23 protein-coding genes and 1 tRNA gene are annotated in these 21,644 nt (G+C 58.2%); 11 read left to right on the plus strand and 13 right to left on the minus strand.

Going from position 1 to position 21,644, the window contains the following annotated elements:
- The 10 genes from coaE to AC1RMF_RS14155 all read right to left on the minus strand — a co-directional run bounded on the left by coaE (position 1) and on the right by AC1RMF_RS14155 (position 9,162).
- Positions 1–609 carry a dephospho-CoA kinase gene (gene coaE / locus AC1RMF_RS14110; protein WP_493142222.1) on the minus strand — a complete coding sequence of 203 codons (609 nt, stop codon included), beginning with the start codon at positions 607–609 and terminating at the stop codon, positions 1–3.
- A gap of 2 nt (positions 610–611) precedes the next feature.
- Complete coding sequence (locus AC1RMF_RS14115) at positions 612–1,457, minus strand: prepilin peptidase (protein WP_493142223.1); 846 nt, start codon at positions 1,455–1,457, stop codon at positions 612–614.
- A complete protein-coding gene (locus tag AC1RMF_RS14120) occupies positions 1,457–2,680 on the minus strand; it encodes a type II secretion system F family protein (protein WP_493142224.1) in 1,224 nt (407 codons plus the stop codon). The genes AC1RMF_RS14115 and AC1RMF_RS14120 overlap by 1 nt, the downstream gene beginning before the upstream one ends.
- Positions 2,681–2,699: 19 nt before the next feature.
- Positions 2,700–4,433 (minus strand): type IV-A pilus assembly ATPase PilB, encoded by a 1,734-nt coding sequence (pilB, locus tag AC1RMF_RS14125; protein ID WP_342618709.1) that lies wholly within the window; start codon positions 4,431–4,433, stop codon positions 2,700–2,702.
- A gap of 111 nt (positions 4,434–4,544) precedes the next feature.
- Positions 4,545–5,087 (minus strand): dTDP-4-dehydrorhamnose 3,5-epimerase, encoded by a 543-nt coding sequence (rfbC, locus tag AC1RMF_RS14130; RefSeq protein ID WP_493142226.1) that lies wholly within the window; start codon positions 5,085–5,087, stop codon positions 4,545–4,547.
- Positions 5,087–5,998 carry a glucose-1-phosphate thymidylyltransferase RfbA gene (gene rfbA / locus AC1RMF_RS14135; RefSeq protein WP_493142228.1) on the minus strand — a complete coding sequence of 304 codons (912 nt, stop codon included), beginning with the start codon at positions 5,996–5,998 and terminating at the stop codon, positions 5,087–5,089. The genes rfbC and rfbA overlap by 1 nt, the downstream gene beginning before the upstream one ends.
- 10 nt (positions 5,999–6,008) lie before the next feature.
- On the minus strand, positions 6,009–6,917 hold the full coding sequence (rfbD, locus tag AC1RMF_RS14140) for a dTDP-4-dehydrorhamnose reductase (RefSeq protein ID WP_493142229.1): 909 nt from the start codon (positions 6,915–6,917) through the stop codon (positions 6,009–6,011).
- Positions 6,914–7,999, minus strand: a complete 1,086-nt coding sequence (rfbB, locus tag AC1RMF_RS14145) for a dTDP-glucose 4,6-dehydratase (RefSeq protein ID WP_493142232.1) — start codon at positions 7,997–7,999, stop codon at positions 6,914–6,916. Before rfbB ends, rfbD begins: the two co-directional genes overlap by 4 nt.
- A gap of 75 nt (positions 8,000–8,074) precedes the next feature.
- Positions 8,075–8,151, minus strand: a tRNA-Pro gene (locus tag AC1RMF_RS14150).
- A gap of 27 nt (positions 8,152–8,178) precedes the next feature.
- Positions 8,179–9,162, minus strand: a complete 984-nt coding sequence (locus AC1RMF_RS14155) for a polyprenyl synthetase family protein (protein WP_493142234.1) — start codon at positions 9,160–9,162, stop codon at positions 8,179–8,181.
- Between the two features lie 150 nt (positions 9,163–9,312).
- On the opposite strand from AC1RMF_RS14155, the gene rplU reads away from it, so the two are divergent.
- The 4 genes from rplU (at position 9,313) to proB (ending at position 12,316) form a co-directional block, all read left to right on the plus strand.
- The gene (rplU, locus tag AC1RMF_RS14160) at positions 9,313–9,624 is read left to right on the plus strand and encodes a 50S ribosomal protein L21 (protein WP_342618703.1); all 312 of its coding nucleotides are present in this window, start codon (positions 9,313–9,315) and stop codon (positions 9,622–9,624) included.
- 12 nt (positions 9,625–9,636) lie between these two features.
- The gene (gene rpmA / locus AC1RMF_RS14165; RefSeq protein ID WP_342618702.1) at positions 9,637–9,894 is read left to right on the plus strand and encodes a 50S ribosomal protein L27; all 258 of its coding nucleotides are present in this window, start codon (positions 9,637–9,639) and stop codon (positions 9,892–9,894) included.
- 141 nt (positions 9,895–10,035) lie between these two features.
- Complete coding sequence (gene cgtA, locus AC1RMF_RS14170) at positions 10,036–11,118, plus strand: Obg family GTPase CgtA (RefSeq protein WP_493142236.1); 1,083 nt, start codon at positions 10,036–10,038, stop codon at positions 11,116–11,118.
- Positions 11,119–11,179: 61 nt separating this feature from the next.
- Positions 11,180–12,316 (plus strand): glutamate 5-kinase, encoded by a 1,137-nt coding sequence (gene proB, locus AC1RMF_RS14175; RefSeq protein WP_493142237.1) that lies wholly within the window; start codon positions 11,180–11,182, stop codon positions 12,314–12,316.
- An 11-nt stretch (positions 12,317–12,327) separates the two neighbouring features.
- Here proB and AC1RMF_RS14180 read toward each other — a convergent pair whose 3' ends face one another.
- Entirely contained in the window at positions 12,328–12,855 is a 528-nt protein-coding gene (locus tag AC1RMF_RS14180; protein WP_493142239.1) for a CNP1-like family protein, read from the minus strand.
- Positions 12,845–13,477 (minus strand): RNA pyrophosphohydrolase, encoded by a 633-nt coding sequence (locus tag AC1RMF_RS14185; RefSeq protein WP_446737966.1) that lies wholly within the window; start codon positions 13,475–13,477, stop codon positions 12,845–12,847. The genes AC1RMF_RS14180 and AC1RMF_RS14185 overlap by 11 nt, the downstream gene beginning before the upstream one ends.
- Positions 13,478–13,580: 103 nt before the next feature.
- Here AC1RMF_RS14185 and AC1RMF_RS14190 point away from each other — a divergent pair, with 103 nt between their 5' ends.
- Entirely contained in the window at positions 13,581–15,323 is a 1,743-nt protein-coding gene (locus AC1RMF_RS14190) for a proline--tRNA ligase (RefSeq protein ID WP_493142241.1), read from the plus strand.
- The gene (locus tag AC1RMF_RS14195; protein WP_493142243.1) at positions 15,320–15,967 is read left to right on the plus strand and encodes a lytic transglycosylase domain-containing protein; all 648 of its coding nucleotides are present in this window, start codon (positions 15,320–15,322) and stop codon (positions 15,965–15,967) included. Before AC1RMF_RS14190 ends, AC1RMF_RS14195 begins: the two co-directional genes overlap by 4 nt.
- A 4-nt stretch (positions 15,968–15,971) precedes the next feature.
- Here the strand turns inward: AC1RMF_RS14195 and grxD are convergent, their stop codons facing one another.
- Positions 15,972–16,298 (minus strand): Grx4 family monothiol glutaredoxin, encoded by a 327-nt coding sequence (grxD, locus tag AC1RMF_RS14200; RefSeq protein WP_342618696.1) that lies wholly within the window; start codon positions 16,296–16,298, stop codon positions 15,972–15,974.
- A 130-nt stretch (positions 16,299–16,428) separates the two neighbouring features.
- Between grxD and AC1RMF_RS14205 the strand changes: the two genes are divergently transcribed.
- From AC1RMF_RS14205 to AC1RMF_RS14225, 5 genes are all read left to right on the plus strand, one after another.
- Positions 16,429–16,905 carry an FKBP-type peptidyl-prolyl cis-trans isomerase gene (locus AC1RMF_RS14205; RefSeq protein WP_342618695.1) on the plus strand — a complete coding sequence of 159 codons (477 nt, stop codon included), beginning with the start codon at positions 16,429–16,431 and terminating at the stop codon, positions 16,903–16,905.
- Positions 16,906–17,024: 119 nt separating this feature from the next.
- Positions 17,025–17,480, plus strand: a complete 456-nt coding sequence (locus AC1RMF_RS14210; RefSeq protein ID WP_342618694.1) for a putative pterin-binding protein — start codon at positions 17,025–17,027, stop codon at positions 17,478–17,480.
- A 7-nt stretch (positions 17,481–17,487) separates the two neighbouring features.
- Positions 17,488–19,374, plus strand: coding sequence for a response regulator (locus AC1RMF_RS14215; protein ID WP_493142244.1), 1,887 nt, complete (start codon positions 17,488–17,490; stop codon positions 19,372–19,374).
- Between the two features lie 139 nt (positions 19,375–19,513).
- Complete coding sequence (gene leuA, locus AC1RMF_RS14220) at positions 19,514–21,238, plus strand: 2-isopropylmalate synthase (protein WP_493142245.1); 1,725 nt, start codon at positions 19,514–19,516, stop codon at positions 21,236–21,238.
- A complete protein-coding gene (locus tag AC1RMF_RS14225; protein ID WP_493142246.1) occupies positions 21,235–21,636 on the plus strand; it encodes a VOC family protein in 402 nt (133 codons plus the stop codon). Before leuA ends, AC1RMF_RS14225 begins: the two co-directional genes overlap by 4 nt.
- Positions 21,637–21,644 lie beyond the last annotated feature (8 nt).

The raw sequence follows: 21,644 nt of genomic DNA on the forward strand, positions 1-21,644 counted from the left end.
TCATAGCCCGAACTGCGGACTGAGTTCAGCCACTTGCGCGGCCAATTCATCCAATGAAATACCGTCGTTGCAGAGCACCACGTCTGCCGCTGCCAGGCGTTGTAAGCGGCTCACCTGGGCAGCGATGATTTTCTGCACTTCAGAGGCAGGCAAGGCGCTGCGGGCGCAGACGCGCTGCACTTGCGTCTGTTCACTGCAGTCCACCACAAGCACACGGTCCAGGGTTTTGCGCCAATGCCCGGACTCCACCAGCAACGGGATGTCGAACACCAGGCATTTCTTGCCGGTTTGCGTGAGTTGGCGCTGCTGTTCGGCAATGGCCTGGCCGACCAGGGGATGGATGATGGCCTCCAGTGCCTGCTTGGCCTGCGGGTTGTCAAATATGTGCTGGCGCATGTGCTCGCGCTGGAGCGCACCGTCCGGGCCTATGAATTCCTCGCCAAACGCCGCACGAATCAACGGTATGGCCGCACCCTGACGGGCTGTGGTGGCGCGTGATATGGCATCGGCATCGATCACACCGGCGCCGTGCTGTGCCAGCAGGCCCGCAACCGTACTCTTGCCACTACCAATTCCACCGGTCAGGCCAAGTTTCAGTGGGCCGGGCATCTCTACAGACCAACGGCGTGCCGCAAAGCGGCAGGACCAACAAACAGTGCACACAAACCGGCGCCCGCCAGAAACGGACCAAAGGGCACATAGCCTCCCTCGCGCAGGCTGGCATTGAGCTTCATGGCGATTCCCACAATCGCGCCGATGATGGAAGCAATCAGGATCATGGGAATCAGCGTCTGCCATCCGAACCAGGCGCCCAAAGCCGCAAACAGCTTGAAGTCGCCATAGCCCATGCCTTCCTTGCCAGTCACCAGCTTGAAGGCCCAGTAGACCGTCCACAACGACATGTAGCCACCAACGGCACCCCACAGCGAGGCATTGAGTGTGACCGGTATCCATTGCAATGCCGCGGCTATCAGCCCCAGCCAGACCAGAGGCAGGGTAAGGTCGTCCGGCAGCAGGGTGGTGTCCCAGTCGATCAGTGCCAGGGCGACCAGAACGGTTGCGAACGCACTCCACGCAAGACCGGAGGCATTGGCACCGTAGGTCCAAGTGCAATAGAAGAACAGTGCTGCTACAGTGGCTTCAACCAGCGGATAGCGTGCGCTGATGGGGCTCTTGCAGGCCGAACATTTGCCACCCAGTGCGAGGTAGCTCAGAACCGGGATGTTTTCATACCAGGCAATTGCATGGCCGCAATGCGGACAACGCGAGCGGGGCACCACCAGGTTGAAGGCTTCCTGCTTGGCGAGCTCCTGGCCCGCCATTTCGGCAGCTTCCAGCTGCCATTGCCGCTCCATCATTTTGGGCAGGCGGTATACGACGACGTTCAGAAAACTGCCGATCAACAGGCCAAGCAGGCCCATCAGGCTGGCGTCCAGCCATTGAACTCCGGAAAGCATCAAACCACTTGACCCAGCTTGAAGATGGGCAGGTACATGGCCACCACAATGCCACCGATGATGGTACCCAGCACCACGATGATGATGGGTTCCATCAGGCTGGAAATGCCGGCCACCATGTCGTCCACTTCGGCTTCATAGAAGTCGGCGCACTTGCCCAGCATGTGGTCGATCGAGCCGGATTCCTCTCCGATGGCGCACATCTGCAGCACCATGGACGGAAACAGGTTGGCGTTGGTCATGGCCGCAGTCAACGCAGTACCCGTGGAGACTTCCTGCTGGATCTTCTGGGTTGCATGCTGGTATACGATGTTGCCGGCAGCTCCTCCCACCGAGTCCAGTGCTTCCACCAGCGGGACACCGGCGGCAAACATGGTGGAGAGCGTGCGTGTCCAGCGCGCGATACAGGACTTGTCGACCAGAACACCAAAGATGGGAAGCTTGCGCATCAGCCTGTCCATGAATTCCTGGACCTTTTCATTGCGCTTCCAGGACTCGAGGAAGAAGTAGATTCCTCCCCCCAGACCGCCGAAAATCAGGTACCAGTACTTGACGAAATACTCACTCATGGCAATCACGACCAGGGTTGGTCCAGGCAGCTCGCCACCGAAGGAGGTAAACACCTGCTTGAACGAGGGCACCACGAAAATCATGATCACAGCGACCACCACAAACGCTACGATCAGAACCGAGATGGGATACATCAGGGCCGACTTGATCTTGGACTTGATGGCTTCGGTCTTTTCCATGTAGACCGCCAGGCGATCCAGCAACTGGTCCAGGATACCGGCCGCTTCACCGGCCTCGACCAGATTGCAGTACAGGTTGTCGAAGTAGATCGGGTATTTGCGGAATGCAACGCTTAGCGATGTGCCAGTCTCCACGTCGTTGCGGATGTCGTTGAGCAGCTTGGTGACACTGGGGTTGGGGTTGCCGCGACCCACGATATCGAAAGCCTGCAGCAAGGGAACGCCCGCCTTCATCATGGTGGCCAGCTGACGCGTGAAGATGGCCAGATCCTTGGGCTTGATGGACTTGCCGGAGCGGGTGCGCCGCTTCTTTATCTTGGTGGGAGTGACACCCTGGCGACGCAAGGCGGACTTGACCTGGTTTTCGCCGCCGGCACGAATCTCACCGCGTACCTGCTTGCCATTCTTGTCCTTGCCTTCCCATTCGTAGACTGCTTCATTGTTGTTGGCAGTTTTAGCTGGATTCGTAGCCATAGCGTCCCTTGGGTAAGCCTTATTCGTTGGTCACAGCCAGAACCTCTTCAAGCGAGGTATGGCCAGTCTGCACTTTCCTCAGGCCCGATTGTCTCAGGGATCGCACCCCTTCCCGCTCGGCCTGCTTCGCAATGTCGAGGGAACTGCCATCCGCGAGAATGATGCGCTGAATTTCTTCCGATACCGGCATCACCTGGTAAATGCCCACGCGGCCTTTGTAACCCATGTTGCAGCTTGAGCAGCCAACTGGCTTGTAGGGCTTCCAGGAACCGTCGAGCATGTCTTCGGTAAAGCCGGCGTCCAGCAGGGCCTGCTTGGGAATGTCGGCTGGCTTGCGGCAGGTGGGGCACAGTTTGCGGGCCAGACGCTGGGCGGTGATCAGGATCACGCTGGAGGCAATATTGAACGGGGCAATGCCCATATTGCGCATACGTGTGAGCGTGGTCGGTGCGTCGTTGGTGTGCAGGGTGGACAGGACCAGGTGGCCGGTTTGCGCCGCCTTGATGGAGATGTCTGCCGTTTCCAGGTCCCGGATTTCACCCACCATGATGATGTCCGGATCCTGGCGCAGAAAGGACTTCAGGGCTGCGGCAAACGTCAGTCCGGCTTTTTCATTCACATTGACCTGGTTGACACCAGGCAAGTTGATTTCGGAGGGGTCTTCCGCCGTGGCGATATTGACACCCGGTTGATTCAGCAGGTTCAGGCAGGTGTACAAGGACACGGTCTTGCCCGAGCCAGTGGGGCCGGTGACCAGAATCATCCCGTACGGTCTGCTGATGGCCTTGAGCAGGCGTTCTTTTTCCTCCGGCTCATAGCCCAGAGCGTCAATACCCAGTTTGGCGCTGGAGGGGTCCAGGATACGGATCACGATCTTCTCGCCGAACAGCGTGGGCAGGGTGCTGACACGGAAATCGATGACCCGGTCGGGGCCGACCTTCAGTTTCATGCGTCCGTCCTGCGGTACGCGCTTCTCGGAGATATCCATGCGGGAAATCACCTTGATACGGGAGGCAAGCTTGTCCTTGATGGCGATGGGGGGGCTGGCAATTTCTCGCAGCTGGCCGTCGATACGGAATCGCACCCGGTAACTGTGTTCGTACGGTTCGAAGTGCAAGTCCGAGGCCCGCATGCTGAAGGCATCCAGCAGCATTTTCTGCAAGAAGCGCACCACGGGCGCGTCTTCCACCTCGGCTGTGACTTGCGACTGTTCCACCGCGGTATCGACGGCGTTTTCGTCGAATTCGAAGTCGCCGCCAATGATGTCTTCCACGGCCTCGGTAGCACTGACCGAATTGGCCTCCACCATTTTCGAAAGCTTGTCGTATTCGGCGATGATCCAGTCCACCCCCATCTGGGTGGAAAACTTGATTTTTTCCGCCGCACGCTGGTCAGACGGGTCGGCTGTAGCTACCAGGAGGCGGTTGTTGCGCTTGCTCAGGACCACCAGGCGGTAGTCCTGGCAGGTCTTGTTGTCCAGCAATCCCTTGGGCAAGCGCTGGGGGTCCAGCGCGTCCAGATTGATCAGAGGGGCGGCAAATGCCTGGGACAGCGTATGCGCCAGGTCCGAGGCCGATACGGCGCCCGACCCCACCAGCTCGGAGATGAAGCTGGTCTTGTTGGAAATCGACTTACGGTAAATGTCCTCGGCGGCTTTTTGTTCAAGCTTTCCGGCGGCCACCATGGCACGCCCCAGGCCGGGCAGCGCTATTGCGCTCGAATCTTGCAGGAATGAATCTACGGGTGCGGCCATTATTTACAGCATAAACAGTGCGTGACAGATTTGACAATCATCGTTGATCGGGTAACCAATGTAAATGTGGCCCATTGTTGCAGGATTGCACTATCGCAGGCAGATTGGACACTACAAAGCTGCGTCGGCAAAGCTTGCACCGTGCAAGTCCTTTTGCGAGAGCAATGGCGTCAGCCCATTGAGCCGCCAGTCGATGGCCAGTGTCGGGTCGTTCCAGATGATGCAGCGCTCTTGCTCCGGCGCATAGTAGTCGGTGGTCTTGTAGAGGAACTCGGCGGCCTCGGAGAGCACCACAAAGCCATGGGCCAACCCGGCTGGAATCCACAGCTGACGCTTGTTGTCCGCACTCAGGATATCACCCACCCACTGCCCATAGGTGGGCGAGTCCTTGCGGATGTCCACCGCCACATCAAACACCGCTCCTTGCGTTACCCGCACCAGCTTGCCTTGCGGATTTTTGACCTGGTAGTGCAGACCCCGTAACACGCCCTTGGCCGATTTGGAGTGGTTGTCCTGCACAAACTGTGTCTTCACTCCGGTGGCCTCTTCAAACACCCGCTGGTTGAAGCTCTCAAAGAAGAAGCCGCGCGCGTCCCCGAACACCTTGGGCTCGAGCAACAGTACATCGGCAATTGCTGTCTTTGTTACCTTCATCAAAACACCTTTTCCTTGAGCAGTCGCAGCAGGTACTGACCATAACCCGTCTTGGCCAGCGGTGCGGCGAGTTTTTCCAGCTGGACATTGTCAATCCAGCCATGGCGCCAGACCACTTCTTCCGGGGCAGCCACTTTGAGCCCCTGGCGATTCTCGATGGTGTAGATGAACTGGCTGGCCTCCAGCATGGATTCGTGGGTGCCCGTGTCCAGCCAGGCATAGCCCCGCCCCATGGTCTGCACATCGAGCTGGCCCTGGTCCAGGTACATCCGGTTCAGATCAGTGATCTCCAACTCCCCGCGTGCGCTCGGTTTGACCTGCTTGGCCAGGCTGACCACCTGCTCGTCATAGAAGTACAGGCCCGTGACCGCGTAGCGGCTCTTGGGCGCTTGGGGTTTCTCCTCCAGGCTGATGGCACGCCCCTGCGGGCTGAATTCCACCACGCCATAGCGCTCCGGGTCATTGACCGCATAGGCAAACACGGTGGCGCCGGTGGTTCTCTGGTTCGCGCCCTTGAGCAGGGACGCAAAGTCGTGGCCGTAAAAGATGTTGTCTCCCAGCACCAGGGCGCTGGGTGCCCCGGCCAGGAACTGCTCGCCGATCAGAAAGGCCTGGGCTAGTCCGTCGGGCGAGGGCTGAACCGCGTACTGGATCTTGATGCCCCACTGGCTGCCGTCCCCCAAGAGCTGCTCAAAGCGCGGTGTATCTTGTGGGGTGGAGATCACCAGCACTTCGCGAATGCCCGCCAGCAGCAGCGTGGTCAGCGGGTAGTAGATCATGGGCTTGTCGTAGATGGGTAGCAACTGCTTGCTCACCACCTGGGTGGCTGGATACAGCCGTGTGCCCGAGCCTCCTGCCAGGATGATGCCTTTGCGGGCTTTGGACTGGGCTGGTGTTGTCGTGTTGGTCATGTTCTTGTTCCTACTTCCCTGATATCTCTGTGAGCATACGTGCCACCCCCGCCTGCCAATGGGGCAGGGTGAGGTTGAAGGCGTCCTGCAGCTTGGCTGTGTTCAGGCGCGAGTTCAGTGGCCGTTTGGCCGGTGTGGGGTAGCTCTGTGTGCTGGTCGGGGCAACTTGTTCGGGGCTCGCCTTGAGCACGGTGCCCAAGGCCCGTGCCGTTTGCAGCACAAAGCGGGCATAGCCATGCCAGGTGGCCTCTCCGCTGGCTACACAGTGGTACACACCGGCCAGATCAGGGTGGCTTTGCAGGCTGCGAATGGCATGTGCCGTCACATCGGCCAGCAATTCTGCCGAGGTGGGGGCACCGAACTGGTCATTGATGACAGTGAGCGCCTCGCGCTCCGAGGCCAGGCGCAGCATGGTCTTGGCAAAGTTGCCGCCGCGGGCTCCGTACACCCAGCTGGTGCGCAGGATCAGGTGTTTGGGATTGTTGGCTGCAACAAGCTGCTCACCTTCCAACTTGGTTGCACCATACACGCTCAATGGACCCGTTGCATCGGTCTCCGTCCAGGGTGTAGAGCCACTGCCGTCGAATACGTAGTCGGTGGAGTAGTGGATCAGCCAGGCACCTAGCTTGTGTGCTTCGGCAGCCAGCACGCCGGGAGCCAGGGCGTTGATGGTACGTGCCAGCTCTGGTTCGGACTCTGCCTTGTCCACTGCGGTGTGGGCCGCGGCATTGACGATCACATCCGGGCGCACTGTCTGTACTGTTTGTGCAAGACCGTCAAGATCGGTCAAATTGCCGCTCAGGCCTTGCGGGTTCTTCTTTGCATCCGAGCCCAGGGCAACGACTTCGCCCAGCACCGAAAGGCTTCGCTGCAGCTCCCATCCCACCTGGCCGTTACAGCCCAAGAGCAGGATTCTCATAGAGCGGCCGCAGCTTGGTCACTGTTGCCGTATTGGAGGCTCACCCAGTCACGGTAGCCGCCGCTTTGCACATTGGCAACCCACTCGGGGTTGGCCAAGTACCACTGCACGGTCTTACGAATGCCCGACTCAAAGGTCTCGGCTGGCTTCCAACCCAGCTCGCGCTCGATCTTGCCAGCATCGATGGCGTAGCGCCGATCGTGCCCGGGGCGGTCGGTGACAAAGGTGATTTGCTCGCTATAAGGCTTGCCGTCTGCTCTGGGGCTCAGTTCATCCAGGAGCGTGCACACGGTGTGCACGATCTCCAGGTTGGGCTTCTCGTTCCAGCCGCCTACGTTGTAGGTCTCACCGGGCACGCCCGCTTCGAGCACGCGGCGGATGGCGCTGCAGTGGTCTTTCACGTACAGCCAATCCCTGATCTGCTGGCCGTCACCGTACACGGGAAGCGCCTTACCCGCCTGGGCGTTGACGATGATGAGGGGGATGAGCTTCTCGGGGAAGTGATACGGGCCATAGTTGTTGGAGCAGTTGGTGGTGAGCACCGGTAGCCCGTAGGTGTGGTGGTAGGCACGTACCAGATGGTCACTGGCAGCCTTGGATGCCGAATATGGGCTGTTGGGCTTGTAGCGGTTGGTCTCGGAAAAAGCCGGATCGGTCTTGGACAGCGAACCATAGACCTCGTCGGTGGAGACGTGCAGGAAGCGAAAGACTGTCTTGGCTGCTGCCTCCAAGCCGCCCCAGTAGGCGCGCATGGCTTCCAGCAGATTGAAGGTGCCTACGATGTTGGTCTGGATGAATTCACCCGGGCCCAGGATGGAGCGATCTACATGGCTCTCGGCGGCAAAGTTCAGCACGGCGCGGGGCTTGTAGTGCGCCAGCAGCTCATTCATCAAGGATGCATCGCCTATGTCGCCTTGCACGAAGATATGGGCGGGGTTGGAGGACACAGACGCCAGGTTCTGCAGGTTGCCCGCATACGTGAGCTTGTCCAGGTTGACAACTTGTTCGTCTGAATGGGCCAGCCAGTCCAGCACAAAATTACTGCCAATGAAGCCGGCGCCGCCGGTTACAAGGATGGTCATGTCTTTTTCCCAGAATATCGCGGCATTGTCGCCTAAGCTGCCGAGCAATTTTTATTGGGAAATGACCAAACACCGTGGTCGGGGTGAGAGGATTCGAACCTCCGGTCTCTACGTCCCGAACGTAGCGCTTTACCAGACTAAGCTACACCCCGCGGTTTGATGACAGTGGGAGACGAATCTCAGTGATCGCGCTCCAACAATTGGGTCGCCAATTGTATCAAACAGTCGGTGTGCGGGGCCTGGGGCAGGCGCTTGGCAGCCGAAATGGCGCGTAATGCCTCTTGTCGTGCCGCGTTGCGGGCAACGTCCAAGGCGCCTGTCTTTTTGACGATGGAGACAATCAGTTCGAGCATGGAAAGGTCGCCGGTCTCGATGGCCTTCTTGATGGTTGCCGATTCCTCTGGTGTGCCACGCTGCATGGCGGCTATCAGTGGCAGGGTTGCCTTGCCTTCGCGTAAGTCGTCTCCCACGCTTTTGCCCATTACCGACGCATCTCCCGCATAGTCGAGCACGTCGTCAATGACTTGGAAGGCCGTGCCCAGTGCCTGCCCATATTCTGCACATGCCTCCTCCAGCGCTGACTCAGCGTCAGCCAGAATTGCGCCAACGCGCGCACTGGCTTCAAACAGCTTTGCAGTCTTGGAGCGAATGACATGCAAATACCCCGCTTCGTCCAGTTCTGCGTTGTGCATGTTCATCAGCTGCATGACCTCGCCTTCGGCAATCACGTTGGTGGCATCCGCCAGCACTTGCATGATGCGCATGCTTTGGGCGTCCACCATCATTTGAAAAGCACGGGAGTACAAGAAGTCGCCGACCAGGACGCTTGCCGGATTGCCAAACGTGGCGTTCGCAGTGGCACGTCCACGACGTAGTGCGGAGTCGTCCACGACATCGTCGTGCAGGAGGGTTGCCGTATGGATGAACTCGACGACGGCTGCCATGTTGAATCGCTGTTCGCTGTCACAGCCCAGCGCGCCGCAGCACAGCAACAGAAGCGAGGGTCTCAGGCGCTTGCCTCCCGCTGTGATGATGTATTGCGAAACACTACCTACAAGGGGAACTCCAGAGTTGAGCCGCTGGGCGATGACGGCGTCCACCTGACGCATGTCGCCCTCAATGATGGAGAGTCCAGATGATGTGCTGCTTGGATTGACTTGCAAGACGATAGGCCGGTTGGTTGTGCGGCGATTATAGAAACTTGCCCTGCCTCCAATCTGACATGACAGGCAAATTTGGAGAAAGTTGGCTTTAGGGCTATAATCCAAGGCTCTGCGAAAATTCGTTCTCAGAGTCTAGATAAAGAGGTCAACATGTACGCGGTCATAAAAACCGGTGGCAAGCAATATCGGGTTGCTGCTGGCGAAAAAATTAAAGTAGAACAGATTGCTGCGGACGTAGGCCAAGAGATTGTTATCGACCAAGTTCTGGCTGTCGGAAACGGCACCGAGCTGAAGGTTGGTACGCCCTTGGTGTCCGGCGCAACGGTTACTGTCACTGTAGTGGCACACGGCAAGCACGACAAAGTGCGCATTTTCAAGATGCGTCGTCGTAAGCACTATCAGAAACGTCAAGGGCACCGCCAGCAGTTCACAGAGCTGCAAATCGGCGCGATTGCAGCATAAGGAGCAAGGGTCATGGCACAGAAAAAAGGCGGCGGCTCTACGCGAAACGGGCGCGATTCCAAGCCCAAGATGCTCGGTGTGAAGTCCTACGGTGGTGAAGTGATCAGCGCTGGCGCGATCATTGTTCGTCAACGTGGTACCAAGTTCCATCCCGGCACCAATGTCGGTATCGGCAAGGATCACACCTTGTTTGCACTGGTAGACGGCACTGTGTCGTTTGCGGTCAAGGGTGCTTTGAACAAGCACACAGTGAGCGTCACTGCTGCTTAATCTGCAGCAAGCTCACCCCAAAAACCCTGCGCTTTCCAAGCGCGGGGTTTTTGTTTTCAGCCCGCCCTGTTTAACTCCGTTGCGCGAAGTTAAGCTCCTACGCAATCCGCAAGCGGGTTGCCATTTGGGAAAATAGCCACCATGAAGTTCGTTGACGAAGCCTATATCGATATCTCTGCTGGAGACGGCGGAGCGGGGTGCGTCTCGTTCCGGCATGAGAAGTACAAGGAATTTGGCGGCCCCAACGGTGGGGACGGTGGTCGTGGTGGCCACGTCTTCGCAGTTGCCGATCCCAATCTCAACACCTTGGTGGACTACCGCTTTGCGCGCCGGTATGACGCCAAGCGCGGAGAACATGGCATGGGCTCCGATATGTTCGGCGCTGCAGGCGAGGACATCACCCTCAAAATGCCCGTTGGAACCATCATCAGCGATGCCGAAACCGGAGAAGTACTGTTTGAGCTGCTGGTTCCCGGCGAGGTTATCACTATTGCGAAGGGTGGTGATGGTGGCTTTGGCAATCTGCGCTTCAAGAGTGCCATCAACCGCGCACCACGTCAGAAGACCCCAGGTTGGCCAGGGGAAAAGCGCAATCTCAAGCTGGAACTGAAGGTTTTGGCAGATGTCGGCCTGCTGGGTATGCCCAATGCTGGCAAGTCCACTTTCATCACAGCGGTTTCGAACGCGCGCCCACGCATTGCGGATTACCCGTTTACGACCTTGCATCCCAATCTGGGGGTGGTCCGCGTGGGCCCCGAGCAGAGCTTTGTCGTGGCCGACCTGCCCGGATTGATTGAAGGTGCGGCTGAAGGCGCTGGTCTGGGCCATCAGTTCCTGCGGCATTTGCAGCGAACCCGATTGCTCTTGCACATTGTGGACATTGCGCCGTTCGATGAGGGTGTGGATACCGTCAAGCAGGCCAAAGCCATCGTCAACGAGTTGAAGAAGTACGATGAAAACCTGTACAAGAAACCGCGCTGGCTGGTACTCAACAAGGTGGACATGCTGCCCGACGAAGAGCGAGAGGCCCGCGTCAAGGATTTCATCAAGCGCTTCAAGTTCAAGGGGCCGGTGTTTGAGATCTCTGCGCTCACACGCGAAGGCTGTGAACCATTGATAAAGGAAATCTACAAACACGTCAAAGCCCAGCAAGTGGCCGAGCAGCCGCATGTAGAAGTAGATCCCCGATTTACGGACGTTCAGGCCGATCCTGCCAAGTCTTAAATCCAGCCAGGCGTGCGCGCCTGAGACTTTCTGAAGCCCACGCCCCAGCCAGCACAGAAAAATGACAAAAAAATCGCAATCTTCCGTACTGCGTAAAGCCAGGCGCGTGGTGGTCAAAGTGGGCTCCAGCCTGGTGACCAACGATGGTCAGGGCCTGGATGAACAGGCCATAGGCGAGTGGTGCCGTCAGATCGCGCATCTGATCCGTGACAAGCGTGAGGTGATCATGGTGTCCAGCGGCGCCATCGCTGAGGGCATGAAGCGGTTGGGGTGGAGTACCCGTCCCAAGGCTGTGCAGGAACTTCAGGCGGCCGCAGCGGTTGGGCAAATGGGCTTGGCACAAATGTATGAAACCAAGTTGCGCCTCAACGAACTGGGCAGCGCGCAAGTGCTGCTCACGCATGCGGATTTGGCAGATCGCGAGCGCTACCTCAATGCGCGCTCCACGTTGTTGACCTTGCTGAAGCTGGGTGTGGTTCCGGTGATCAATGAAAACGACACCGTGGTCAACGACGAAATCAAATTTGGCGACAACGATACGCTGGGCGCACTGGTTGCCAATCTGGTGGAAGCGGACGCGCTGATCATCCTGACGGACCAAAAGGGCCTGTATACCGCGGATCCCCGCAAAGACGCCAACGCCCGCTTTGTCCACGAGGCCAAGGCCGGAGACCCTGAGCTGGAACGGATGGCCGGTGGGGCCGGTTCCAGCATTGGGCGCGGCGGCATGATTACCAAGATACTGGCCGCCAAGCGTGCAGCCGGTTCAGGGGCTTCCACCGTCATCGCCTGGGGCCGTGAACCAGATGCCCTGATACGGTTGACCGCCGGCGAGGCCATCGGTACCTTGTTGGTTGCGCAAACGCAGAAGACCCAGGCACGCAAGCAGTGGATTGCAGATCACCTGCAATTGCGCGGTGCAGTTGTGGTGGATGCAGGTGCCGTCGTCAAGCTGCGTGATGAGGGCAAGAGCCTGTTGCCCATCGGCATGGTACAGGTGGAGGGCGATTTTTCGCGCGGCGACGTCATCGCGGTGCGTGACGACGCAGGCTTGGAAATCGCGCGCGGCCTAGCGAACTATTCCAGTGCAGAAGCCCGCATCATTTGCCGAAAACCCTCTTCACAGATTGAAAAGCTGTTGGGTTATGCGGCAGAGGCCGAAATGTTGCACCGGGACAATCTGGTGATCACCAAGTAACTTGGTCAGCCTTACTGGCCACGCATTGAAGGCCCAACTCGCACACGCACTGTAAGAGCGGCAATGATTTCGCTTTTTGAAGTGGCAAGCCTGTTCTGGCAGCCGCCCTGGCGCGCAAAAGCCAGCGAGATTCCGGAGGGCAAATTGTCACTCACGGGCTTCCAGGTTGGGGACGCAAGAGTAGTCCACGTTCCCGATGAGCCCAGCCGTGCATACGTCTTTACCTCGTCGGTTGTACAGCGAATTCCTTCGTACAAAGCACTGGTGGTGCCGGTCGTATTGGTGATGACCAACACATAGCGAACGACACCGTCAGTTCCCACAACAATGCTGTTGGGATCTGCTCCCACCTTGACGGTCATATGCAATGGCAAGTCAATTGGTATCAGATGCTCCTTTGAAAATGCTGGCGGTGGAGGCGCTTGTTCTTCCACCCATTCATCTTCTTCGGTTACCTTGGTAGTCTGAGCCAAGCTGTTAGTGCTGAGCAATGTGAACGAAAACATCAACGTCCAGGTTGCAAGGACCTTAAGTTTCATGCGAGTCCGATACAGGGTTTCCGGTCCCGCCTTGGGTGTCACCCATGGAGCCGGTTGAATTGTTGGAGATTGGCAGGGCATTGCCCTGTGCGGGCAATTCCTGCTCCCTGGGTCTATGCCCATGGCGTAAATAGCGATTGCGGGCGTCATGGCGCGGCAAAAACCGGGCAAGCTCGGTCAACGCCATTTCGTAGACACCACGCTTGAATTCGACCACGGCCTCCAGCGGAACCCAGTAATCATTCCAGCGCCACGCGTCAAACTCCGGATGGTCGGTCGCGCGCAGGTTCAAATCCCAGTCGTGGCCGGTGAGTTGCAGCAAATACCAAATCTGCTTTTGGCCCTTGTAGTGGCCACGCGCATCGCGTCGTATGTACCTGTCTGGCACCTCATAGCGCAACCAATCTCGGGTACGGGCAACTATCGCAACATGCTCCGGATGGAGTCCGACTTCTTCGTGCAATTCACGGAACATGGCCTGCTCGGGGGTTTCGCCCCGGTCAATGCCACCCTGCGGAAACTGCCACGAGTGGGTTCGTATGCGCTTGCCCCAAAATACCTGATTTTTATGGTTGAGCAGGATGATGCCGACGTTGGGGCGAAAGCCGTCCCGGTCAAGCATAATCAAACCCCAATTCTTAAACTTCGTTCATTATGCACAGCAAGCGGCGTGCATCAAGTGACGAATTGCCCTAGCAGCCTTTGAAGTTGATCGAGTAGTTGTCATGAAAGCCTCCCAGTTCCTCATTTCCACCCTGAAAGAAGCGCCAGCCGATGCAGAGGTCGTCAGTCACAAGCTGATGACGCGGGCTGGGTTGATCAAGAAGCTGGGCGCAGGCATTTACAACTACATGCCCATGGGCCTGCGGGTGATACGCAAGGTGGAGGCCATCGTGCGCGAGGAAATGAACCGTGCCGGTGCCGTCGAACTGACCATGCCCGTGGTGCAACCCGCGGAGCTTTGGCAGGAGACCGGGCGATTTGAAGCCATGGGCCCGGAACTATTGCGTATCAAGGACCGGCACGAACGCGATTACGTGGTGCAGCCGACCAGTGAAGAAGTGGTTACCGATATTGCGCGTCAGGAAATCAAGAGCTACAAGCAGCTGCCCAAGAACCTGTACCAAATCCAGACCAAGTTCCGCGATGAGCGGCGTCCACGCTTTGGGTTGATGCGCGGGCGCGAATTCATCATGAAGGACGCGTACAGCTTCGACCGCGACCAAGACGCTGCCAAGGTGAGCTACCAGATCATGGCCAAGGCCTATCGCAGGATCTTTGACCGCTTTGGTTTGGTCTATCGTGCAGTAGCGGCCGATAGTGGCGCCATTGGTGGTGATCTGTCCGAAGAGTTCCAGGTGATTGCCGCCACCGGGGAAGATGCCATCGTCTACTGCCCGCAAAGCGAATACGCCGCCAATATGGAAAAGGCTGAAGCCTTGGCTCCCGCGGGGCCGCGCCCGGCGCCCGCCCAGACATTGGCAAAAGTGGCCACGCCTGGCATGAGCACTTGCGTTGATGTGGCAAATTACTTGAAGTTGCCGATCGAAAACTCCCTGAAGTCTCTGGTGGTTGCAACAGACACCCGTGATGAAAAGGGTGAAATCGTCAAATCCCAGGTCTGGTTGCTGCTGATTCGCGGCGATCGCAGCATGAATGAGATCAAGGTGGGCAAGGTGCCTGGACTGGCAGGTTTCCGTTTTGCAACTTTGGCCGAAATCGATGAGCATTTTGGCTGCGAACCGGGGTATTTGGGACCGGTTGGATTGAAGAAGCCTTTGCGCGTCGTGGCAGACCGGGAAGTCGCGTTGATGTCGGACTGGATCTGCGGTGCCAATGAGGTGGACTACCACTTGAGCGGCGTGAATTGGGGGCGTGATCTGCCCGAACCGGATGTGGTGGTCGACCTGCGCAATGTGGTCGAAGGGGATCTGTCGCCGGATGGCAAGGGCACCTTAGCCATCGAGCGCGGCATTGAAGTGGGCCACGTCTTCTATTTGGGAACCAAATACAGCCGTGCCATGAACGCCACGTTCCTGGACGTCAACGGCAAGCCGCAGTTCATGGAAATGGGTTGCTATGGCATCGGCATTACCCGTTTGCCGGCAGCAGCCATTGAGCAGAACCACGACGAGCGCGGCATCATCTGGCCGGATGCCATTGCGCCCTTCACGGTAGTTCTGTGTCCCATCAGCCCGGATCGCTTCCCCGACGTCAAGGCGGCAGCCGACAAGCTGTATGGCGAGTTGCTGGAGGCGGGTGTGGACGTGATTCTGGATGACCGCAATGAGCGACCAGGCGCCATGTTCGCCGATTGGGAGCTGATCGGTGTCCCCCATCGTGTGACGCTTGGAGATCGTGGTCTGAAAGAGGGTGTGGTGGAGTACCAGCACCGCCGAGACAAGGCTGCAACCAATGTCGCCGTCGCTGAAATCGTGGAGTTGATCCGGTCACGTTTGAAGGCATGAAGCCAGACGCACAGGCGCTCGGCCTGGGTCGTCGCCGATTGCTGCAATATTTGGCCGCGCCGGGTTTAGCCGGTCTTGGACGGGTGGCGCACGCAGGTGGGCAAATCGAAGAACCCTTGGCAGACGCGGTTCGCAATGCACTGAGTGCAGCAGTTGCCAGCGGCGAGCCGCCTGAGCCACCGTTTTCCAGCACCGAGGCCAAGATGCATTACCTGCGCTGGAAGCTGGAGATGAACGAGCGCCTTGTGGCGCGCCGCTCCGACCTGAGGACCCTGCAGCAGCGCACAGAGTTCCTGCAGACCTTGTGGTACGACTGCAAGCGGGCCCGACTGGATATTGCTCTGGTGTTGGGGCTGATTCAGGTGGAGAGCAACTTTCGCCAGTACGCGGTCAGTAGCGTAGGAGCCCGGGGATATATGCAGGTGATGCCATTCTGGACGCGCAGCATTGGCGATGGTGACGCCAACAGCCTTTTCCGGATGAAGGTCAACCTGCGCTTCGGCTGCGTGATATTGCGCCACTACCTGGACCTGGAGCGCGAAGACCAATTCCTGGCCCTGGGGCGCTATAACGGCTCGCGCGGCAAGGCAGCGTATCCGGATGCGGTGCTGGGAGCCAAGCGGCGCTGGGAGTTTGCCGCCTGAATCCTCAGGCCGGTTTGGACGCCAGAGTCTGGGCCAGTTCGCCAGACTCGTACATCTCCATCATGATGTCGGAGCCGCCAATGAACTCGCCCTTGATGTAGAGCTGCGGAATGGTGGGCCACTGGCTGTATTCCTTGATGCCCTGACGGATTTCATCGTCTTCGAGCACGTTGACGGTCTTGATGGACTTGGGGTCCACGCCACAGGCTTTGAGAATCTGGATTGCGCGACCGGAGAAGCCACATTGCGGGAAACTGGCCGTGCCCTTCATGAACAGCAGGACTTCGTTGGATTTAACCAGTTCATCAATACGGTGTTGTGCGTCACTCATGTCAAAAACCTCAAATGGATACAGAAGCGAATTATCCACCTTCGCACATTGGGAGGGATGCCGTCGGCGCATGCTGCCTAGTTCAAGAGGGTTTTTGTCGATAATGCCCCATCCACTCACCCCCAATCTTATGAAAATCGAAAAAAACTCGGCAGTTACCCTGCGCTATACGGTTTCCGAAATCACCGGCAAGCTGCTGGAAGAAAGCAAAGAGCCCATGTCTTACCTGCATGGCGGCTATGGCAACACCTTCGCCAAGATCGAAGAGGCATTGGAAGGCAAAGAAGCGGGGTATCAAGCGACGATTGAGCTTCAACCGGAAGATGCCTTTGGCGCCCGCAATGAAGCGCTCCTGCAGACCATTCCAAAGAAGCAGTTCCCGCCCGGCGTCAAGATCGGCGGTCAGCTGGAAGGCCGTGACGAAAGCGGTCACACCATCGTGTTTACCGTCCTGAAGATCAAAGGTGATACGGTCTACTTGGACGGGAACCATCCCTTGGCTGGTAAGCCACTGCGCTTTGGACTGAAGGTTCTGGAAGTACGGCCCGCCACTGAGGAAGAAGTGGCCCACGGACACGTGCATGGAGCCCACGGTCACCACCACTGACGTTATGTAAGCTTTCCGGTGTAGAGTTTGGCCTTTCCGATTTTATCAAAAAGGCCGTTTTTATGATTTCAATGCTTTTTCGCATTTTTGTCCTTTGTGGCATCAGTGTGGTTCTAAGCATGGCACTTCCTGCGGCCGCGTTGCAGCCTGCCAAAAGCAAAGTCGTATTGACGCTTTCCGGCAATGTCGGCGAAAAGAACGCGCCCAATGCAGCGGTGTTTGACATGGAGATGGTGGAGAAGCTGCCGCAGCGCACGTTTACCACCATGACGCCGTGGGATAAGCAGCCTATCGCGTTCACCGGACCTTTGTTGCGCGATGTGCTGGCGGCCGCCAAGGCCTCCGGCACCCTTTTGAAGGCAGTTGCACTGAATGATTACCAGACATCCGTGCCGTTCGAGGACGCGCAGAAGTTCGATGTGATTCTGGCCCACAAGATGAATGGCAAGAGCATTCCGGTCAAGACCAAAGGCCCCTTGTTCATCGTCTATCCCTACGACTCTAATCCGGAGCTTCGCTCTGCCATCTATTACGAACGCTCGGCCTGGCAGCTCAAGTCACTGACGATCGAATAGACCGGCGATGTCTGGCGGCAGAAATAACCGGGGCTTTTTGCTCTGGCTTGCGTTGGGGACGGCCGCCATGGCACTGGCCATGGCGGCGTTGCTGGTATCCGAGATTGCGCAAATGCGCGCCATCGATAAGAGCAACGCCCTGCGCTCGGATTCACTGACTGCGCTGGTTTTCCAGTTTGAGCGGGAATTTCTGCGTACCAGGCAGGCATTGGGCGAAGCGCTGGTCAGCCGTACGGAGAACGACGCCGACGCCCTGTCGCTGCGCTATGACATCTTTCTCAGTCGCCTGACCCTGCTGCGTGACAGCCCCAGTGTTGCGCTGTTGACGGGACGCGAGGAGTACCGCAAGGTCTTTGCAGGCCTGGAGCCTTTGTTGGTGGAGATGGACGCGGCGCTGTCCGACAGACCTATCCGATTTGCCGGGCTTGCCAACGTTCAGAAAAGACTCAACACGCTTGGGCCCGATGTGCAGGCACTGACTCTTGCAGCAGATTCCGAGGTCGCGTTGCTGCTGGAGCACCAATCGGACGCCATGGGCAGGCAAAACGGCCTCATTGTCTGGCTGACTATTGCACAACTGGCTTTGCTGACGATCGCCTCGGGCGCCCTTGTCATGCGCCACAGGCGCCTGGAGGCCGAGCGGAGGGCCATGGAGCAACTCACCCAGGAATTGCGTGAAGCTCGCTATCGTGCCGAGTCTGCAAGCCGGGGCAAAAGTCAGTTCCTGGCGAACATGAGCCACGAGCTTCGTACCCCGTTCAACGGGCTCATCGGCATGCTGGACCTGCTGCAAAGCACGCCCATGAACGCCGAGCAAACCGACTATGTCCAGATGGCACGCACATCTGCCGGCCATCTGCTGACGTTGTTGAACGATGTGCTGGACTTGTCCGCGCTAGAGTCCGGCAAACTTTCACTGAAATCCACCTATGTGGCAGTTCCGCATGTGCTGGCGGACGTGGCAGCCCTGATGCAGCCGCTGGCCAAAAGCAAGGGCCTGGAATTTCACATCGATCTGCCGCAGGCTGTGCTGCCTCTGGTCTTCGTGGATGAGACGCGTCTCAAGCAAATCCTGTTCAATCTGTTGAACAACGCCATCAAGTTCACCGAAATCGGTCATGTGCACCTGAAGGTTTTCGAGGCCATGCGCATGGAGCAGACCATTGCCCTGGAATTTGAAATCACCGATACCGGCATTGGTATGGATTCCCTGACACTTTCGCGGTTGTTCCAGCGCTTCTCTCAGGGGGATGACAGCCGTACACGCAGGTTCGGTGGCGCCGGCCTCGGCTTGGAAATATCGCAGTCCCTGGCGCGCATGATGGATGGTGAGATCACGGTGCGAAGCGTGGTGGGGACCGGGTCGACCTTCACGGTCAAAGTGCGGGTGCCATTTCATCCAGGGCTGAGTGCTGCGGCAGCCAACTCACCATTGGTTCAGCCGAATCCTGTGACTCAGGAGCCGACTGTGACGGGCGAAGGCGCTACAGCAGACGTGGTCACACAGGATATGCGGGTGCTGGTGGTGGAAGACCACCCGATCAACCAAAAGCTGGTTGCGGTCCTGTTGCGTCGCATGGGCTGTGAGGCCACGTTCTGTGAAAACGGGGAACAGGCACTGGACTGGGTTCAACGCAAACCCTTTGACATGGTGCTGATGGATGTGAACATGCCGGTCATGGACGGTCTGACCGCGACCCGCGCCATTCGTGCTCTGCAAGGTGCAGCTTCCAAACTGACGATTGTGGTGCTTACCGCTGACGTCATGAACGACGCCAATGGCCAGGCTCTGGCTGCAGGCGCCAATGACTTTCTCAGCAAACCGGTAAATGCAGATCGACTGCGTGCACTGGTCGGTAAGTATGCTGGCGAGAAAACGTTCGAATTATCATAAATAATGCTTAATTTTATTAAAAATTGGTAGTTGTTGCCAAATAAATTTGATTTAAAGCATGCATTGGCAATAATCTGCGCACTGCAATGGCATAACATGCTTCTTATACCCGTTCGTAAGTCTTATAAGGAGTTTGCCCGTGTTAGCCAATCCCGCTTCCAAGTACCGACCTTTCCAGGGCGTCCAGCTTGCTGACCGCCAATGGCCTTCCAAAACGCTGACCGCGGCTCCCATCTGGATGAGCAGCGACTTGCGTGATGGCAACCAGTCCCTGTTTGAACCCATGAACGGCGAGCGCAAGATGCGCATGTTCCGCAAGCTGTGTGAAGTGGGCTTCAAGGAAATCGAGGTGGCCTTTCCCAGCGCATCCCAGACCGACTTCGATTTCGTGCGCAACCTGATCGAGGGCGGTCACATTCCGGCAGACGTGACCATTGAAGTGCTGACCCAGTCACGCGAACATCTGATTCGTCGCACTTTCGAGTCCCTCCAAGGGGCACGCCGCGCCATCGTGCACGTCTACAACGCCACTGCACCCGTATTCCGTGAGGTGGTCTTTGGCATGCAGAAGGCCGAGGTCGTGGAAATGGCCGTGCAGTCGGTGCGCCTCATCAAGGATCTGGCGGCCCAGCAGCCGGGCACGGAGTTCCAGTTGGAGTACAGCCCTGAGGTCTTTAGCAGTACCGAGCCCGAATTCGCACTCGAAATCTGCAATGCAGTAACGGCGGAATGGGGCGCAACACCTTCCAACAGGGTCATCCTCAACCTGCCCGCCACCGTGGAAGGCGCAACCCCCAATGTCTACGCAGACCAGATCGAGTGGATGCATCGCCATCTGGCACGGCGTGACAGCATTGTCCTGAGCCTGCACCCGCACAATGACCGGGGTACTGCGGTTGCTGCCGCCGAGTTGGGTTTGCTGGCTGGCGCCGACCGGGTGGAGGGTTGCCTGTTCGGCAATGGCGAGCGTACCGGTAATGTGGATATCGTGACGTTGGCGCTCAATCTGTACACGCAGGGCGTGGCGCCTGGCCTGGACTTTTCCGACATCAATGCAGTGGCGCGCACGGTGGAATACTGCAACCAGCTTCCCATCCATCCCCGTCACCCTTATGTGGGCGATCTGGTCTTCACGGCCTTCAGCGGCTCGCACCAGGATGCCATCAAGAAGGGGCTTGCCGCGCAGAAGAAGGACACGATCTGGGATGTGCCTTACATGCCGATTGATCCAGCAGACCTGGGGCGCAGCTACGACTCGGTCATCCGCGTCAACAGCCAAAGTGGCAAGGGCGGCGTGGCGTATCTCATGGAGGTGGAATACGGCGTGGTCATGCCGCGCCGCCTGCAAGTGGAGTTCTCCAGTGAAGTGCAGAGCTACACCGATACCCACGGCGGTGAGATGACGGCACAGGACATCTGGAGCCTGTTCGATGCCACCTATTTGGACGCCGACAACGCCAGCGTGCGTTACCTGGGCCACCACCTGTTTGAAGTCGCCGGGCATGGCAAGACACCGGCGCAAGGCATCGAGTTGCAACTGAGCATGGAAGGGCGTTCCGTGCAGCTCAGAGGTGTGGGCAATGGCCCCATTGACGCAGCCGTGCATGCGCTGCAAAGCGCAGGTCTGGAGGTGCAGGTGCGCAGCTTTGAAGAGCGCTCCATCAAGGCCAGCCAGCATGCCGGCGATGCGCAGGCCTGTGCCTTCATCGAGTTGGCGGCCGTTGGCAACCGCATGGAGCGCTATGGCGTTGGACTGGACAGCAATATCGTCACGGCCTCGCTCAAGGCATTGGTCAGCGGCGTGAATCGGCTGGGCTTGCAGATCGAGGGCGCGCACGACAAGGTGGAGGAGGCCGTAGCGTGATCTCCCACACGCACATCGGCATTACCGACTTCGATAGGGCCTTTGCCTTCTACGAGCGGGTGCTGTCTGCGTTGGGCTGGGTGTTGAAGTTCAGTGAGCCCGAAAAAGCGTGGGCTGGCTGGATGGTGCCCCACCAGGCGCGACCACTGTTTCTGATTGGCAGACCTTTCGACGGACAGCCCCACGCGGCTGGCAACGGCCAGATGGTGGCACTGCTGGCGCCCACCAGGGCCGTGGTGGACCAAACCTATGCCACCGCCTTAGCCCAAGGGGCCCACAGCGAAGGGGCGCCGGGCCTGAGGCCGCAGTACCACGCCAACTACTATGGCGCCTACTTCCGCGACCTGGACGGCAACAAGCTCTGTGTGTGCTGCCATGCCGAAGAAGCGGCGCCCTGATGGGCGCG

It is taken from the genome of Rhodoferax sp. GW822-FHT04A08 (genome assembly GCF_058801025.1).